Annotated in this window: 24 protein-coding genes; 3 read left to right on the plus strand and 21 right to left on the minus strand. The window is 45.0% G+C overall.

From position 1 onward, the window contains the following. Positions 1-100: 100 nt before the first annotated feature. Entirely contained in the window at positions 101-226 is a 126-nt protein-coding gene (locus BSPA111_RS22680) for a hypothetical protein (RefSeq protein WP_255459280.1), read from the plus strand. A gap of 436 nt (positions 227-662) precedes the next feature. Here BSPA111_RS22680 and BSPA111_RS14355 read toward each other — a convergent pair whose 3' ends face one another. The 21 genes from BSPA111_RS14355 to BSPA111_RS14455 all read right to left on the minus strand — a co-directional run bounded on the left by BSPA111_RS14355 (position 663) and on the right by BSPA111_RS14455 (position 14,914). Then, a complete protein-coding gene (locus BSPA111_RS14355) occupies positions 663-1,148 on the minus strand; it encodes a lysis protein (RefSeq protein ID WP_183271824.1) in 486 nt (161 codons plus the stop codon). After that, entirely contained in the window at positions 1,145-1,759 is a 615-nt protein-coding gene (locus tag BSPA111_RS14360; protein WP_183271825.1) for a glycoside hydrolase family 19 protein, read from the minus strand. The genes BSPA111_RS14355 and BSPA111_RS14360 overlap by 4 nt, the downstream gene beginning before the upstream one ends. 169 nt (positions 1,760-1,928) lie before the next feature. Then, complete coding sequence (locus BSPA111_RS14365; protein WP_183271826.1) at positions 1,929-2,201, minus strand: phage holin family protein; 273 nt, start codon at positions 2,199-2,201, stop codon at positions 1,929-1,931. Further along, the gene (locus BSPA111_RS14370) at positions 2,198-2,590 is read right to left on the minus strand and encodes a putative holin (RefSeq protein WP_183271827.1); all 393 of its coding nucleotides are present in this window, start codon (positions 2,588-2,590) and stop codon (positions 2,198-2,200) included. Before BSPA111_RS14370 ends, BSPA111_RS14365 begins: the two co-directional genes overlap by 4 nt. 280 nt (positions 2,591-2,870) lie before the next feature. Then, entirely contained in the window at positions 2,871-3,905 is a 1,035-nt protein-coding gene (locus BSPA111_RS14375; protein WP_183271828.1) for a site-specific DNA-methyltransferase, read from the minus strand. 150 nt (positions 3,906-4,055) lie between these two features. After that, complete coding sequence (locus BSPA111_RS14380; RefSeq protein ID WP_183271829.1) at positions 4,056-4,256, minus strand: hypothetical protein; 201 nt, start codon at positions 4,254-4,256, stop codon at positions 4,056-4,058. A gap of 1,253 nt (positions 4,257-5,509) precedes the next feature. Next, positions 5,510-5,683, minus strand: coding sequence for a hypothetical protein (locus tag BSPA111_RS14385; RefSeq protein WP_183271830.1), 174 nt, complete (start codon positions 5,681-5,683; stop codon positions 5,510-5,512). Between the two features lie 185 nt (positions 5,684-5,868). Continuing rightward, positions 5,869-6,408, minus strand: coding sequence for a hypothetical protein (locus BSPA111_RS14390; protein WP_183271831.1), 540 nt, complete (start codon positions 6,406-6,408; stop codon positions 5,869-5,871). A gap of 215 nt (positions 6,409-6,623) precedes the next feature. Then, on the minus strand, positions 6,624-7,202 hold the full coding sequence (locus BSPA111_RS14395; RefSeq protein ID WP_183271832.1) for a DUF1133 family protein: 579 nt from the start codon (positions 7,200-7,202) through the stop codon (positions 6,624-6,626). After that, entirely contained in the window at positions 7,199-7,798 is a 600-nt protein-coding gene (locus BSPA111_RS14400; protein WP_183271833.1) for a recombination protein NinG, read from the minus strand. The genes BSPA111_RS14395 and BSPA111_RS14400 overlap by 4 nt, the downstream gene beginning before the upstream one ends. 7 nt (positions 7,799-7,805) lie before the next feature. After that, complete coding sequence (locus BSPA111_RS14405; RefSeq protein ID WP_183271834.1) at positions 7,806-8,261, minus strand: YbcN family protein; 456 nt, start codon at positions 8,259-8,261, stop codon at positions 7,806-7,808. Between the two features lie 134 nt (positions 8,262-8,395). After that, positions 8,396-8,641 carry a hypothetical protein gene (locus tag BSPA111_RS14410; RefSeq protein ID WP_183271835.1) on the minus strand — a complete coding sequence of 82 codons (246 nt, stop codon included), beginning with the start codon at positions 8,639-8,641 and terminating at the stop codon, positions 8,396-8,398. Positions 8,642-8,694: 53 nt separating this feature from the next. Further along, a complete protein-coding gene (locus tag BSPA111_RS14415) occupies positions 8,695-8,934 on the minus strand; it encodes a DinI-like family protein (RefSeq protein ID WP_183271836.1) in 240 nt (79 codons plus the stop codon). A gap of 112 nt (positions 8,935-9,046) precedes the next feature. Next, the gene (locus BSPA111_RS14420; protein WP_183271837.1) at positions 9,047-9,382 is read right to left on the minus strand and encodes a hypothetical protein; all 336 of its coding nucleotides are present in this window, start codon (positions 9,380-9,382) and stop codon (positions 9,047-9,049) included. A 147-nt stretch (positions 9,383-9,529) separates the two neighbouring features. Further along, positions 9,530-10,414: a DUF4435 domain-containing protein gene (locus BSPA111_RS14425; RefSeq protein WP_183271838.1), complete on the minus strand. Its 885-nt coding sequence runs from the start codon at positions 10,412-10,414 to the stop codon at positions 9,530-9,532. Between the two features lie 19 nt (positions 10,415-10,433). Next, positions 10,434-11,867 (minus strand): AAA family ATPase, encoded by a 1,434-nt coding sequence (locus tag BSPA111_RS14430; RefSeq protein WP_183271839.1) that lies wholly within the window; start codon positions 11,865-11,867, stop codon positions 10,434-10,436. Positions 11,868-12,100: 233 nt separating this feature from the next. After that, complete coding sequence (locus BSPA111_RS14435) at positions 12,101-12,706, minus strand: hypothetical protein (protein ID WP_183271840.1); 606 nt, start codon at positions 12,704-12,706, stop codon at positions 12,101-12,103. After that, the gene (locus BSPA111_RS14440) at positions 12,706-13,449 is read right to left on the minus strand and encodes an ATP-binding protein (protein ID WP_183271985.1); all 744 of its coding nucleotides are present in this window, start codon (positions 13,447-13,449) and stop codon (positions 12,706-12,708) included. Before BSPA111_RS14440 ends, BSPA111_RS14435 begins: the two co-directional genes overlap by 1 nt. A gap of 2 nt (positions 13,450-13,451) precedes the next feature. Further along, on the minus strand, positions 13,452-14,183 hold the full coding sequence (locus BSPA111_RS14445; RefSeq protein WP_183271986.1) for a helix-turn-helix domain-containing protein: 732 nt from the start codon (positions 14,181-14,183) through the stop codon (positions 13,452-13,454). A gap of 142 nt (positions 14,184-14,325) precedes the next feature. Continuing rightward, positions 14,326-14,646 carry a CII family transcriptional regulator gene (locus BSPA111_RS14450; RefSeq protein WP_183271841.1) on the minus strand — a complete coding sequence of 107 codons (321 nt, stop codon included), beginning with the start codon at positions 14,644-14,646 and terminating at the stop codon, positions 14,326-14,328. 37 nt (positions 14,647-14,683) lie between these two features. Continuing rightward, positions 14,684-14,914, minus strand: a complete 231-nt coding sequence (locus tag BSPA111_RS14455) for a YdaS family helix-turn-helix protein (RefSeq protein ID WP_183271842.1) — start codon at positions 14,912-14,914, stop codon at positions 14,684-14,686. A gap of 89 nt (positions 14,915-15,003) precedes the next feature. Here BSPA111_RS14455 and BSPA111_RS14460 point away from each other — a divergent pair, with 89 nt between their 5' ends. Then, on the plus strand, positions 15,004-15,432 hold the full coding sequence (locus BSPA111_RS14460) for a helix-turn-helix domain-containing protein (protein ID WP_183271843.1): 429 nt from the start codon (positions 15,004-15,006) through the stop codon (positions 15,430-15,432). 293 nt (positions 15,433-15,725) lie between these two features. Continuing rightward, positions 15,726-15,854 (plus strand): hypothetical protein, encoded by a 129-nt coding sequence (locus BSPA111_RS22685; RefSeq protein ID WP_255459281.1) that lies wholly within the window; start codon positions 15,726-15,728, stop codon positions 15,852-15,854. Positions 15,855-15,976 lie beyond the last annotated feature (122 nt).

Here is a 15,976-nt window from a genome sequence, read left to right on the forward strand (position 1 = left end):
GCGCGCAGGCGCCTGGGAGGACCCGCGCCCCATTTCGGACAGCCGCGTATGGTGCAGCGATGTCACTGTGATAAGTTGAGAACAAAAGAAGGAGCATTACATGAAATTATTGAGTCTGGTTTGCCTCATCTTTGTTCTGGCGTCCTGCTCCAGTGGGGTTGGCGTTGGCGCAACAGGTGGTAACAGCGGCATGGCTATTGGAGTTGGTTCAGGCATTAGCTTCTGAAGACATCTGGCTTACTGACATTGTTATGTCGCTGGTTATGCAATCAGTGGATGCAAAATAACCACCTGCATAAATCAGCAGTACAGTTTATCTGTCATTGAGTAAATTTTAGGATGATGGCTGTATCAACAAGAACGTATAAATAATATGGTTTTACCGCAGGTGAAATTAGAAAGTAGTAGAGCTAACTAGAATGCCATTTATCCCCGACCAGTTCGGGGATTTTTTTTGCTCGTTATTCTGACCGTTGGCTTTCGTCATCTAATAATAAATAGCCATTGAATGAATTACGCCACTCCTGACGATGCATTAAATTCAATTGAGTGCGTTTTAAATCAGATGCATAGTGCGCACATTGACTATTTAGCAATATTTCATGCACCCCGGCTACTCAGGATTTCCCCTGTACCGGGGTTATTTTTTATCCATTTCACCGCTATCTTTGGATACCTGGCCTGAAACATTGCAGCCTGATGTAATCCTGCATCCCGGCAATCATTTTGCTACTGGTTTCGATTCGCTCTCTGAGGGTGAAATAATCCCGTTGAGCGGCGTCAGTAAGTCGGGGGCTTGAAGCATCATCCACGCTGGTGGGGCTGGTGGTTGAAGACACACCTGAGCAGGTGGCTGCAAGGTGCAACCGCTTAGTGCCAGCAGCAACATCAAGCTGCAACTGTTCAATCGTCGCTTTGGCATTTTCCAGTTCTCCGGTGTATTTCGCATCAAGTGCAGCGACATCCCGCTGCCGGACGGTCATATCGTCAATAGTCTCCTGCCGACCATCTGCCAGCGTTTGAGCCGCGTCTGCGCGCTTTTCTTCGGTTTGATATTTTCCGCGATAATGCTGAACACCCCAAAGTAAAGAAGCCACCAACGCGATTAACGTCAGTGGCTTCCAGAACGCTTTAATTATTGCGGTCATATTCCCAGCGCCGCCCTCGCCTTGTTATAGCGAGCCTGTCGGTCTGCCAGGCCATTTGTTCCGCCGTTAACGATGAGCGTGACCGCTTTGACGTCACCTGAATGAAGCAAACAGCCTTTACCCGTAAAGAACCACGCAGCCGAGCGTGCCGCCTGCAGATCCTGTTCCAGTTGTTCGGGTGTTGATACCAGATCGAGCTTAAGTGCTGTGCCGCAGGTGCGGTAGTTATCCAGACCTGTGATTTGAATCAAACCACGACCGCGATACTTCCAGCCGTCTCCTGCTGATTTATTTCCGAGGCGGTTAGAGTAAACGAGGTTAGCGATAGCATCCTGGCGAGCTGCGTGTACTTTCGTTCTTCCCAATGCATCCGCTTGCTGTTGCGTGATGCGTTTGCCGAACGTGGCCACCAATGCAGCGGGGGTGTAATTCAGGTTTTCTACCACCGCAGTGAAACCACCTGACTCATGCCCAACCTGAGCAATAAACATTGCCTGGTCAACGGGTGCAGTAATACCGAATTCACGCATTGCCGCAGCTACCGGCTGAAACCAGCGCGCAGCTAATCCGGCGCTTATATCAGCCGCCATCTGGATTTGTTGTTGGTTCAAAATGGCTCCAGCTATCACAAAGTTAAAATAATGTTAATAATGCAAAAGCATTAGATTGTGAGTTTTTGCTTTCTGTATTACATATGAATGGTGTGTCTATAAAAAAGATATTTACTGCTGTGTTTGAATTCATCCCGGTGTTGCGGAGTCGCATCGTCGGGATTTCTTTTTATCTCCGCCCTGTGATATTCCCTCTCGAGTTCAGCATCACCAGCAGAAGGATGAAGTTAACAATGACTTCAGAACGGTCCGCTATATCGTAATTACCAACCCAGACGCGGATAGGTATTGAGATGAGAGCAATCATCGCCAGCCAGGCAATGAAAGAATAAAATGGTTTATGTCGGGAGTTGCGGCGCTGGTATGACGCGATAACAATGACAATCAGCATCGCAATAACAGCATTCGCCTGTAGCCAGATATTTGCCAGATCAATTGTCATTTCCCCTCCTCAGCAGCTGCTCGCTTCTCCAGCCGTGATTTGTACATAAGGACAAAAGTAATCATGACCGCAGCTGCCACCAGCGCGCCGACCGATTCAGGGATGGGAATGGCCTCAGTGCCTGGCGCTAACTTCCCCAGCGTGGAGCTCAGTGTGGCGTTAAGAATGGCGGTCATATACTTCGCGCCAATAAGCCCACATAAGAATGAAGCCAGACCAAATAACAGCTTTTCCCACCAGCGCAGGTTTCTCGATGTCAGCACATACAGCGTCGCACCAGCAAACGCGCCGAGAATAACCCCGGCATCAGTGTTGGCCCATAGTCCTGCGAACGTCACTGTAGTCACTGCAACATGAGCCGCCGCAGTGCCGGAAATAGGTTCGGACACTCGGCCCTCCAGAAATAAAAGGCCGCCACGAGGCAGCCATTGGAACGGATGTTAAATTCGATTTATTAGAATTAACATAACAACTCATAATTAGCGTGCTTTGCATATACTGAGCTTGTCAGTTAACTCGCTGACTTTAGCGTATTAGATTAGTAATGATTGGGTTTCTCCTTTAAGCCAGATATCCGCCCCCCCGGTATCTGGCTTTTTTATTTACCTTTCCTCTTTACCTGTTTTCGATTGTTTCAGACTTACTCTGCTGAATATCAACCAACCAGGCTTACCGCTCGATCTCTTCTTTCGTTTGAGCAAACCTTTCAGCATCCAGCTCGACACCTATTGCACGACGCCCAAGTTCTTTCGCTGCTTTGATTGTTGAACCAGACCCCATAAAGAAGTCGGCAACCACATCGCCGGGTTTGCTGCTGGCGTTGATAATCTGCCTCAGCATGTCAGCTGGTTTTTCACAAGGATGCTTGCCGGGATAAAACTGAACGGGTTTGTGCGTCCATACATCGGTGTACGAAACCGAAACAGAAACAGCGAATGGACGACGAAGCGCTTTGAACTCATCCAGAAGATCAGAATATTTCCGGTTTAACGACTGCCAGGTTTCCACCAGCTGGTGGTGTGGTTTCTCCAGCTCGTTGCTCTGATGTTTGGTTATCGCGATCTGGCTGAAAAGCGCCTGAAGCTTCAGGTAATCAGCCTCATTCGGCAATTGCCACTGGCTGGCACCGAACCAGTGCGAAACCATGTTCTTCTTACCCGTGGCATCCGCCATCTGTTTTGACGTCACCCCCAGAGCTGCGCGTGCATTGCGGAAGTAATCAATCAGCGGAGCCAGAACGTGCTGTTTGGTATGGTTGCATTGCTCGGCGTAACTATCCGGTTTGTATGGTCCAGGGTAATGCTCTGCAAACAGAATGCGTTCAGTTGCCGGGAAGTAAGCGCGAAGGCTTTCCTTATTACACCCATTCCACCGTCCGGAAGGTTTCGCCCAGATGATGTGGTTCAGTACATTGAACCGATGACGCATCAGTAACTCAATATCAGCCGCCAACCGATGGCCACTGAACAGGTAGATGCTTCCGTTGGGTTTCATTACCCGCCAGAACTCAGCCAGGCACGTATCGAGCCACGAAAGATAATCAGCATCCCCCCGCCATTGGTTATCCCAGCCGTCTGGCTTCACCCTGAAATAAGGCGGATCGGTAACGATAAGGTCGACGGAATTATCAGGAAGGGAAGCGAGAACATGAAGGCAATCAGCGTTGAACAACTCAACACTGTTTAAATTTACAGTATTTTTCATAGATCAGTTAGCGGGTCTCTGATAGGCTCACTGTGCTTTAGCGCTAAAGCGGTGGGCCTCGGTTCGCTTGTGACCTTATAGCATGAGCGAATGGCTGGATGAGTGCTACAACACCCACCAGCCGCCCATTTTCACAACAAGAATTGCCATCTAATGGCAGCGTTTAAAGTTCTCTCCGCCAGTATCCTCTACCGCTAACCCAGCCATAACCAACTGAGTCAGTATCAACTGGCAACGTCCCACACTTATGCGCATGAGGTTTGCCAGATACTCAACCGATTTCCAGTTTTGGTTACTTAGGCAGCTGTAAAGAATTCTGGCGGTATATGTCATACCTTGCTGTTTTAGCATGTCTTTTACCCTTAATAATTGGTGTGACACACAGATAACTCTGGTTCGATAAAGCAGCAAGCTGAAAGGTTTGTATACCGGAGTGGAAGCGTATTTATTAAACTTCTGACATAAAAAAACCCGTAAAGACGGGTTGTTTATTGCATTCGGCTGAGCGCTGGCGGGTGCGGCCGACAGGTTCGATAGTGCGATTCTGTGAAATCCACCAGCGCTCATGCGAATGCGCTTTCCAGTCACTCCGGGGAAACCCATCATCGCAGACTGAAAAGCTTTAATATGGACCGCCATCGAGGTCTCGAACCCCGCTCCCTACAACATAAATGGTCGCTTGCTCTTCCTGACGAGCTAATGGCGGATTGTGCTAATCCTTGAGGCGAGTGCCGCAACGGGCGCAGAGAATAAGTGAGACGTGGTGAGCGTGTAAATTAAATAGGGTATGCGAAAAATTGAAATTCGTAGAATTTCTGAAAACTCTAGTTATTCTTACCCTGTCAGTTGGCAAGATACCAGGTTGCCTAACTCGATGGCTGCTCCAGTCGCGCACTTAATACTTCAATATCCGGACTATGGTCAATGTCCCGATCGCCATGCAAGGATACCCAATAACCTGGTAGCATTTTGCCAGTATCCAAATCTTCAACATCTGTTTTTACAAAGTATGCAATTCTGACTTGCCCTGCATACTGTATCCAGTAATAGCCTTCGTTCATCAGCTGTATCTCTAAGCAAGCAATGACTTGAGAATAGCATCTAAGGGATGTTTGTTTGTGCCGATGCTTCGATAATTAACAGATAAGCAGAGATTAAAAAGTCCCGGAGAGTACGAGACTTCAATGTTTAAGCGTTTGAGCTGGCGCCCATTATGTTGGTGGTTGCAATCGGGGACTTAAAACCTCGACCGCACTCGTGTGGATAATGTCACGTAGTACGCCGAATAGCTCCCAACCACCGCTTACCCTCTCACCCGTTTCGAAGTCTTCAGCGTTCTGACTGAAGTAACGAGCTATCTGTACCTGCCCTTCAAATTGAATCCAGTAATAACCCTCTTCCATCATCTGTGTCTCTGTAGCTTTTGATAATGAAAGAATAGCATGTGTAATTTTTCAGGTTGAACCTAACCTGCTTATTACGTTGCTACATATCGCCGTGTACACGCCAGCTTCCGTGACTCCTTTTATGGCTTGTCCACTTTTTCAAAACCCATAAATGCAAAAACCCGCCAAGTGGCGGGTTACAAAAAGCACCAGCTAGGTTCATGCTGCCTTACGACGACGCGGCTTACCCTGCTGTTCTTTACCCGAAACGGTAGCATGGGTAAACGCATTAGGCGCAGCCTTCATCAGTACTTCAACAGCAGCACCCATACCTGCGAATGCTTTCATAGTGTCGAATTTAACTTCTGGCTTGGTTGCTTTTTGAGCTTTCATAAATACCTCGGAGACTATAGACGTTGTCTCTAACCTTCAACTTAAGAGTAGTAGTTACCACTACCCATTACCAATTGAGTATACCAATCAGTATTATCAACTTCAGATTGCCGTCTGTGTTTGACAATTCAGCATTACCTTTAAGGTAAGCGTGCCACATCGTACAACCTGCAACGGGATCCCGTCTAGCTTAATTGAGCGAATTTATTGAACACATCTTCAATATCAGAGGTATTCGCTTCCATAACATACCCACAAGGCAGCAAACGAAATCCAAAACCCTCATAGAAACCATGTAACTCAGGTACGGGCTCAACGATTCGTACCGTTGGGCATTCTACGGCCATACAAAAGAGATACGCACTCATTAAAGTGATTAGGACCATGCGCCCTTTTAATGGGTGTTCCGCATCATCTTTTACGAAGCTTTCTATCATATGGATGCTAAATACATACTCTTCAACCCTGAAGATACATAGCGCAGCACCCGAAGGAACACCTTCCATTACCCCCTGGTTCAGCAATTTTATGCAAAACTCATAGCGATCGGGCGAGTTACCGTGGGTGGAAAGCACGTAGTCCCACTCTAAGTCCCCAAAACCACCAGATAACACTTTGTAGTCATCATCACTTATAGGGCCAACAGCTAACGGAAGTCCGTAATTATCAATAACTAATTGAATATTATTTCGAACAGATTGACCGATCTCATCAAGTGTTAGCATCAATGCCTCAGACGTACAAAGTTCAGATGAACCTATTCTACCCTGGAACCGCACCGTGATAAGTCGTGGAAGTTGTAAAAGATATGTAATACTTGGACTTGAAAAAATAAAACCCGCACTAAGCGGGTTATGTTCTCACTCTTGTTGCTCAACTAATAGCGTTTTCGCTGACAAGGTGTGCTCAGTTCGTTTTTACGTCCCGAGCTTAGCACGATTCAAACAGTTTCCGCGCAATGATGCAAGCTAAATCTGATGCTATTTGTGTCGAATGCATCACACATTGGGGCGTACAGCATCGATTCTGCTAAATTCAACCAGACATCAATACGGGTTTCACAGGTTCTCAGACACCATTCAGGGTGTTTGTAGTGTAGATCCCGCGCCATGGCCTTTTTACTCATGCGGCGCTGATAGCGGTCATTTAAATATCCGACAAAATGGCCATACCCCTGAGACTTCAGAACTGCGCCAATCACACCATCAATCTTCAGCGCTTCCTCGTCAGTACAGAATGCCAGGTTGCTTTTGTTTTTCCCGCTCAGAATATCCTTCAAAAACTCTTCCAGTTCCGGCTTAGTAATGCCCGACTTCTTCATGCGGCGAAGTGCTTCATTGATAGCTGTTTTAGTTAACGTCTTTGTTGCCAGGAGTTGGTTAAACATATTGCCACCACTACCTCCACCAATGAATGACCAGCGCCCCCACATGCGAAGCTTCCCCTGAATCCAGATGCTTTCTAATGTATGCAACCGAGCCACCTCGCCTGGTTTACCAATCTCTGAGGGATTAATCATGCCACCTCCTGCTGTTTAAGTTCTTTCAGTTTGGCCCGGTAGTTACCCCGGATCAGGATGTAATCTTCGCGCTTCCAATTCGGTAGTTCGTGCGGCCCCATGAGTTCGTCAAAACGCGTTTGCCCTATCTTGGCTATGAGTGCCGGGCGATAAGCTGTCAGGTTGCCAGACAAGTGGTTATTGCAAGGGGCGCATTGCCGATGGCAATTGTCCTCGTTGAATCGCAATTCTGGATTTGAACCGGTAGTACGGAAATGTCCCGCATGATACTGGCCGTCATGGAATCGACCGCAACTGATACACGGCAATCCCTTGTCGCGGTATCGGATATATTCATTGAAAGCCTGCTGAGCCTGCCGTTTAAAGTAGTTAAGAGGTTGAACTGCCAGACGACGCTCTGCCCGAAGCCTTCGCCCCTCTTTATCTTTCTTACGCTGCTGCTGTTTGGCCCTCCGTTGAGCCTCAGCCTTTGCTGCATCATTCACCGCCTTGCCATGGCTGCTGGCGCATTCATAAGAGCAGACGATTTGCTCATTACGCGATGGATGAAACCACTCACGGCATACTTTGCATTTGCGACGAGGTTGCTTAGCCATGCTCACCTCACTGATTCGACTGCTCGCGTAGCTGCTGATACTCGCAGCCCCGCGGAATAGTGAGAAGAAGGCCGAACTGCGCACACCACATCTCGATCTGGCGCAGGAATTGATGCATTTCTCCGGTACCTAAATCAGAAGTGTGCCTCGCTTCCCATGTCGTGGTTTTTTCACCAGTGATGAAATCTGTGTAGGTGACTTCAACGCATCCGAGATAGGTTTTTTTGAAATTGCGCTTTACCCACTCAGGAGTCGCATCAGCGCGTCCCGAACGAATCAGGTACTCGCTGATTTCCCCGTACCACATATGACTTAAAGCGTTCTGTGGAAGGCTGCGTTTATCACGCCATGGCTTGAGTATCAGGCGATAGCAATCACCACCAGCTAAAAGCGGTTGAAGTTGCTGACCAATGACATCGAAGTTAGTCTGGTGAAGGCGAATGCCCTCTTTCGGGAAGCTCATGCGTTACCCCCTCGGGCAAACGCTGAATGCAAAAAGTCTCTGGCGTTGGATAACGTCAGGCGAGAGAGTTCTAATTGATAGTATATTTGCGCCATGGTTTTCTCCGTGGCGCAGCAGGCGTAGGTTGTTCAAGCCTACATTTGAAGTGTATCAAAGCAATGAGTAATTCGGTAGCCAGCTTTTTCTAACATTTGAGTAAACAGCGTTGGTGTGCCTACAATGTCATCCGGATGAAGGGGGACAAAGGATATCTCGTCACCACGACGATACATCAGGGCGCGGCCACCATCCGGGAAGCTCCCGAATTTCGCCACCACAGCATAATCGTGGCAGCGTATAACCGCGTAACCTGTCTCTGGTAATTCTTCTTGTACAAACACATCAACCCCCTTGCACCTAACTAATCCCTGAAAAAACTGAATGAAACCGCTAATTAGTAACCGCCAAACCAGTCGTCAGCGCTTTCCCAGGTATCTTGCAGGATTTCCTCAACTATCTTTTTGTCGTCTTTCTCTACACCTGTGACAGACAGGCCATCGGAACCAGCCTGGCGAATTGTGAGGCTGCAATCTTCATAACGGCGGGACAGTCGCTTGCTCAATTCTTCTTGCAGAGCGGGGAGCGCTCCATTGGGCAGTTTTTTTGTTCGGTCGATAGTCACTTCTACTTTCATAGTTCCTCCTGAATTGCACCACTGTATAAATATACAGTCATTATTAACACTATTTTTGAGCAATGCAATTAAAAAGACCATGAAGGGACTTTGGTTTTGTTTTTCACTGTTATCAGGTGGTTATGAACCAAGCGGCATAAACCTTCAGCATGCAGATATTAAAAAGCCGCTGGAATCCCGCGCAGTTATAGCCCAAATAAAAAAGCCCCCACATAGTAGTGAGGGCTTTCGAAGATCCTATACCTGAAGTTATGTCAAAAAATCGACTTGGTGACACATAAGACAAGGCCGAAAACCTGTGCAATTGTGCTTCCAACATAAAGCCGAATTCTATGAGAAAGAAAACAGCATTGGTAATAATGACCTGAAAAACCAGCAATATCAGAAACAAAACCCCATACAGCCTTCTGAGTTTATAACTGAATGTGCCCGTGTTTTCTTGCGCCATGGTGTTCTCTGTGGCGCGAATGTCCTGGTGTCAGTTGTTCAGGCTGACACCTAGCATGATGAATAATCATTTCGACAAGGCCAAAAAAATTAACATACGCCTTATTTAAATTGATGGTTTACAAAACAAAATCTTGATCAAAATAAACTAATATTCTGCTAGCAAAGCAGAATTTACAAGCTGTGCTGGCACTGGTGTAGCACTAGCAAATCTCCGCATCTCCATTTGGGCCGGATCTTTAGTTACTCTCGCTAGATTCATAAAGCCTGTGCCGTTAATTAACCCCCGTAGACTCTCAAGCCATTTTTTAACAAACTCAAAATGATACTTCCCTCTAATACACCTTATATATGGCAAGTTGGAAAAGTACTCTTTCAGTTCATTAGCATTCAATGTATTTTGAATCTCTGGTATTTTTTCAAGGGCATCGTGCGAAAGTCTAACATTTCCATACTCAATAATAATCAAATCAGATATTCTTTTATAAAACAATGCCTTGCCGTCAACATTATGCATAACAAACAACGGCAAACATGCTCCCTTTGCTAATTCATTGAAAACGGACAAATCCTCTCTAAATTGATTTAAGATTTTTTTCCTTTCATGCAACCTACGTGCATCAAGTTGAAACTCATCCTTTAAAACACTCTCAATTGAGAAATCATTTACCAAAAAATTTTCGACAGAGTAACATTCAAGTGTGGCTATGCAATTATCATTATATGAATCAAGGTCATAATCTTGGTCAACAAAAAATTTACACCCATTAATTATATCACTATGACAAATATCTTTTGAATGTTTGTATAATTCTATAAGCTGAGATTTACCTTTGGCGCAAATATGTTCGGATGATTTATATATCTCGTCATGTTTCAACCACTCATCATATACTTGATAATCAGTATGGCCCTCAAAAACAACTACTCTATCGCATGATGATAGTGACATCAATACGGATTGCATAAGTGAATCTTTTGTTGACTGTGCATTTATAAGACTACCCAACAAATCAAAATTAGAATCTGACATTGCTGCTCCAAAATTATTTTTATAGTTTCTTTGTAACTCGCATAGCAGTAGCATTTGCGGAAAGTTGATTATCAAATATAAATGGAGAGTGTGTAATTGCTATAACTTGAGAGACTGTATTACATTGATCCACATCAGGGAGTAGTAGTTTTTGCCATGGCAATGACAAGGATAATTCAGGCTCATCTATTAATATTATTTTATTATTATTATCGTACAAATAAAGAATAGACATAAGAGAAATAACCTGTTTCTCACCCGATGAAAGATCATTTAAAGCAATTCGTTCACCTGAAAAATCATCATATACGACAACTACTAATTTAGATTGATCAAATGTTAAAAATTTCGAGTCACCAGCACTTTTTAAATACTTATTACATATGGCAACAAATGTTTCTATTTTGGACTCTTGCTCCTTAGTATCCTGAATTATAGGATTCAACTGAGAAAGGAAATAATTTAGATATTCATTATCTTTAATTCTATCTTTGGCATATAACTCTCGTAGAGCTTGGATAAGGGGGGCTGTTTTTTCAGGGACTGGGCCTGTATTTATATTAGATGATTGAGGTTTATCAATACGACTGAGAAACCTTGCCAAATCTCCAATTTCTGGTAAAACATACTTTTCAGCATCTTTTATCTTATGCTGATAACGAATGAGATCGTCTAACATTGTTGCGCTAAGTTCTCTATATCCAGCACTAGATTGACGTTCAATATCAAGTGTTATTGAACTGAGTGTTTCTTCAACGTCTCGTAACCCAAACGATATTTTATCTTGGTTATGAAATTTTGCATTACTACGTCTTGACATGCCTCTTCTGCGAGAATCTATTTTATTTTCAACATCAAATGATTTTTCGACTCTTCGGTAGGTTGGTAAATAAATCACTTCATAGCCAGATAGGCAATTAGACAACTCACTTAACTCAACACTATTTTTAAAGGAAAATACATCAGTATTATTCTTAAGCTCTTCAAGTCTTTCCAAAAAATCATTCATTTCACAAGAAGACTCAGCCCACAACCTATTAATAACACTATCATCTCTAATTGAAGAACCCGTTACATGACCTTTAATACTTTGTAGTACATCATGTATTGAATGGTCATCCCAAATGTCATCATCCATTAACTCCAAAGTGGATGTGATAATATTTTGCATTTCCAGAGGAGTTTCTTTGATTGAATCTTTTTTTATTATAAAAGAACCATCTCTGTTGGAAATTTTTACTTCTATCTCGTCAAAAGAAATACCATGCAACTTATAATACTCCCCCTTGAGAAGATAGTTCAGAGCATTTAATATCGTCGTTTTACCCGACCCATTTTCAGAAACAAATATAGTCGTCCTACCTTTCATGTTCATGGTCAGTGTTTTATAACCATAAACACCTCTCATTATAAAAGATTCGATTGGGAAAGACATACATTCTATTTGTGCCATACATAGTCCTTTTGATAATTTCAACAAACTTAAGTAAACCTAAAAATGCTTATCGTATGAAAAAAATGATTACTCCACCATCCTTAAGTATCAATTATACGTAACATTTCTGTGAATGCTAGACTACCAATTTAGCAGATATTGCTCACCAAGATACTTTTTATAACTTTTAGTCTTAGGGTTATCCTGGACCGGCTACTATGCAAGAATACAATTGTTTTTTTGTTCTTTTACTATCGACTCCCAAAAATTTTGTGTACCTGATAGCCCTGCCAGTTTTGGCGACATTCTTCGAAAACGATATTGATTTCAATTGGTTTGATCATTGCGTCTACAGCCTGATTTCCTGCTCTGAGTGCACGCTGCGCTTCCCGATATGCAGCGCCATTCGCACGGCGCTTTTGCAACCGTTTCTCAGTAGCAATCTCAATGTACTTTTCGTAACTGGCAAAATTCAGGAAGTACCCTTGTTTGCTGTGCTTGTAGATATCGCCATTCTTGAGGGCTTCATCAAGAAAAGCCCTCGCCATCCAGTCTGACTCGTTAATCAATTTCCGAATATCCTTGAGCGTCAGGCGTAGAACAGTTGCCAGCTTTTCTCGAACAATACTCAGGCGAACTTGATAAACCGTAGTGGGGTCAGTTCGGTCCGGAGATAACGAATAAACATAACGTCGCATGTATCCTGTGCGGGTCAGTGTTCCTGCGCGCAACATGACCCCGAGCAAATTTGAACACTGACGTGGTTCCATGTGGATAGCCGCTGATATTGCAGGAAGCATTGCTTCTTTACCCTCAAGAAAACTGATGATTGCCTGAGCTGTATTTGCTGTAACCATCAGAAGCTTCCCCCTTCAAAACTCTTCACATTGCTGCGGTAACTTCCCCAGGTGAATGCCACCCACATCCCGTTATCCATGGTCAGACGATCCATTACCCGCGCCCCTAATAAGTCAGCCATTTGATTCGAGTTAAGATTCGTCAGAATGCCCACAGGTCTCATGGATGACAGTCGGCGATCGATAATCTGGTTCAAAAGGACAAATTCACTTTTCGTCTCACGTTGAACCCCCACCTCATCGAGTACAAGCAGGTCAACGGCACACAGGCCGTCAAGTAGGTCAGATTCAGATTTCCCACTGTCATAACAAGCCCTGACACGTAACATCAGGTCAGGAACAGTAACAACCAGAACTGTTTTGCCTTTTGCCATCAGTTCATTACCGATTGCCGCTGCTAAATGGTTTTTACCGGTACCTGGGTTTCCACTAAACACAAAACTCGCAAACCCATTCCCGAACCACTGGGCATAGCTTTTGGCGTGGCTCAATGCTCGTTGCTGTTCAACATTCCCGACGTGATAATTCGAAAACGTACACTTGCGATGTAATTTGCATATGCCTGAACGCCCCAGAACACCACGCACTTTGGTTTGCTCGTTATCACGGCGAATACGCGCCGATTCGAGATCGCTTTGTTCCTGATGCCATGCCATCAGCTCTGCGGCACTTTGGAATTTCGGTTGTACATGCGCAGGCATGAGATTCCGTAAGCGCCCGATTAAATCAGTTGAAGTTTTCATCATTAGCCTCGGAACCCTGGTGGGATGTCGCTGGTGGCAGGAAGAATTTCCGTCAACCGTGTTTTTGGTTTTTGCGAGTAAGTCTGTCGTGAGTTTCGTAGCCAGACGTTAAACGCTGCATTCCAGTCCAGCAGATAAATTCCTCTTGCCATGTAGTGATCGCGGAAACTCGACAACTCAGAATCGATATCTGCACCACGCTGATTTGCAATCTGCCTGTGCTCGTCGTTAGGGCTAAATTTGGGAGGGAACGGGATTTTCCCATCCACCGAAATTCCGAGATGTTTTCTTGCAGCCGGACTGATGAAATTCCCGCCAGTGCTGTTTGGAGTTTCAGGTTCAATGACTGGTTCAAAAGAGTGACTGGTTCTGGTGCCATCTGGTGGCATAGGGGGTGTAGCATCAGATAACACAGGGGATGCCATCTGATGACATACCCCTGTGTCACCATATGGCATAGGGGGCTGGTCAAGGTTCAGGTAATACACATTCGAAGTGTTACCTTTTCCGTTGTTGTTACCGAGACGGTTTTCACGTTCAAGGAGTCCCATTTCTTCAAGTGCATCAATATGATTGCGAACAGCAGACTTGCTACACTCACATTGATCCGCGATGTGCTGATAAGACGGCCAGCATTCACCTTTGTCGTTGGCATTATCCGCCAGTTTCAGGAGAACTAATTTACGCAGTGAATTGCCCACTTTGACCCCCATTGCTTTTGCCATAAGCGTCATGCTCACGCGTTACCTCCTGATTATTTACACTTGTTGATTTACTCGGCATACTGGCCTCGCAATTGCTACCCGTTATTGCACTAGAAAGCCGTTGGTGTTCGAGCACCGCGGCTTTCTCCCTTCTGTTGATTAATCTCATGTATCAATCCCACCCAAGCGGCCCAGGCCTGGCTCTTTCGGCTTTAAGTCCGATATCAGCCAGAGTTTCAACAGAAGCCAGATATTCCCGCGATACCAGAACAGCTTCAGGTGGTGCGGCCTGAATTCCCAGGAAAGCAAGCTCCTTCGCCAAGGCTGTAAAATGCCCATCCGCCTTACGACGACTCACTGTCGATTCGCTGATCCCCATATGTTCCGCGTAAGCCTTTTGCCCAACCGATGAAAGCCGGGTGAGCAAAACACTCTCAATCTCAACTGGATTGAGAATTGGGGGTTCTAACTTGCGTGCGATTGCGTTCTCCATAGTTGAAACTTCCCATATTGATTAAGTGAATGGATGGCTATGCTTGTTGACTTGGAAGGCCATCAGTTGGGTTTGGATAGAGATCAGGGCGCAGTTCGTGGGGAGTGACTTGCCACTCAAGAGCACGACTTGCATTTATGACCTCGGTGCTAGCGACTTGGGTTCGAAACCAGACAGATACTGTCTGGGAGTTTTTACCCAATCGCCTCGCCAGCTCAGATTGGCTGCCGCAAAGAGATATGATTTTCTGTTGAATAGTTTCTTGCATGTGTCCTCCTTAATTTTGTATCACATCATTGATATAAAACATATCAGTGTCAAGAAAATTAATCAGACACAACTGAAAAGAATCTTTGTATGCTTGGTTACTGGTTAGATTTGGAAAAGAATATGAACTTCGAAGAAAGGCTGCAGAGGGCTATTGATGAAGCCGGTATTTCTCAATCCGAGCTTGGCCGTCGCATAGGTGTGAACTCGCAAACCGTCAGCAACTGGTGTAACTCCGGAATTTTTCCACGCACCGAAAAATTAGCGTTATTTCCTCAAGCTCTTGGAAAACCACTGTATTGGTTCTTTATGACTGATGAGGAAGAAGAACAAATAGCTTCCATTACTGCCAGCAAGACAGTATTGAATCAAAAGCAGAAAGCCCTTTTAGAAGTGTTTGATCAACTTCCAGAGTCTGAACAAGAACGTTTTATAGACCTCGCCAAAGCTAGGCTGGAAGAACTAGATGCGTTTATGGCAGAATTCTTACGCCGAAGAAAGATTGACCCTCCCCTCTGAAAAAATTGCCTACCCACTAATTAAAGCCGCTTAATGCGGTTTTTTTTTCGTCCCCAAAAGCACCCTCACCTCAATAAAATCAATCACTGATTAATTTCATATCAATTATACATTGACGACTGACAAATTTATTTGTAGCCTTATCCTATCAACACGCAGCAACGAACCACTCAGGCAGGATGCCCACGAAGTAGCGGCCCGACGCATACGAAGATCGGGATGAGGTGGAGAAATTAACGCGCAGCAGGTTTAGCACCGTTCTGGCAGCCGGGAAGACGGCAAAGGGGATTGATATGTTCGATTTAATGCGTAAGCCAGCAAAGCAGCAGGCAGTAAAGCTACCAGTGCTGATGGTAGTAGTTCGTAAGGTTTGTTATGTGCTCGCCCAGAAAGGCGATCCAACAAAAACAAAGTCGCAGTAACGCAAAAACCCGCCGAAGCGGGCTCTACGTCCAGCGGTACCGACCAAAGCACGCTGGAAATCTGAAATACCAAAGTAACTACCCAATGGGCGCTATCAATGGCTCGGGGATTCTATTACCCA

The organism is Buttiauxella sp. A111, from assembly GCF_014189855.1.
Lineage (GTDB): Bacteria > Pseudomonadota > Gammaproteobacteria > Enterobacterales > Enterobacteriaceae > Buttiauxella > Buttiauxella selenatireducens.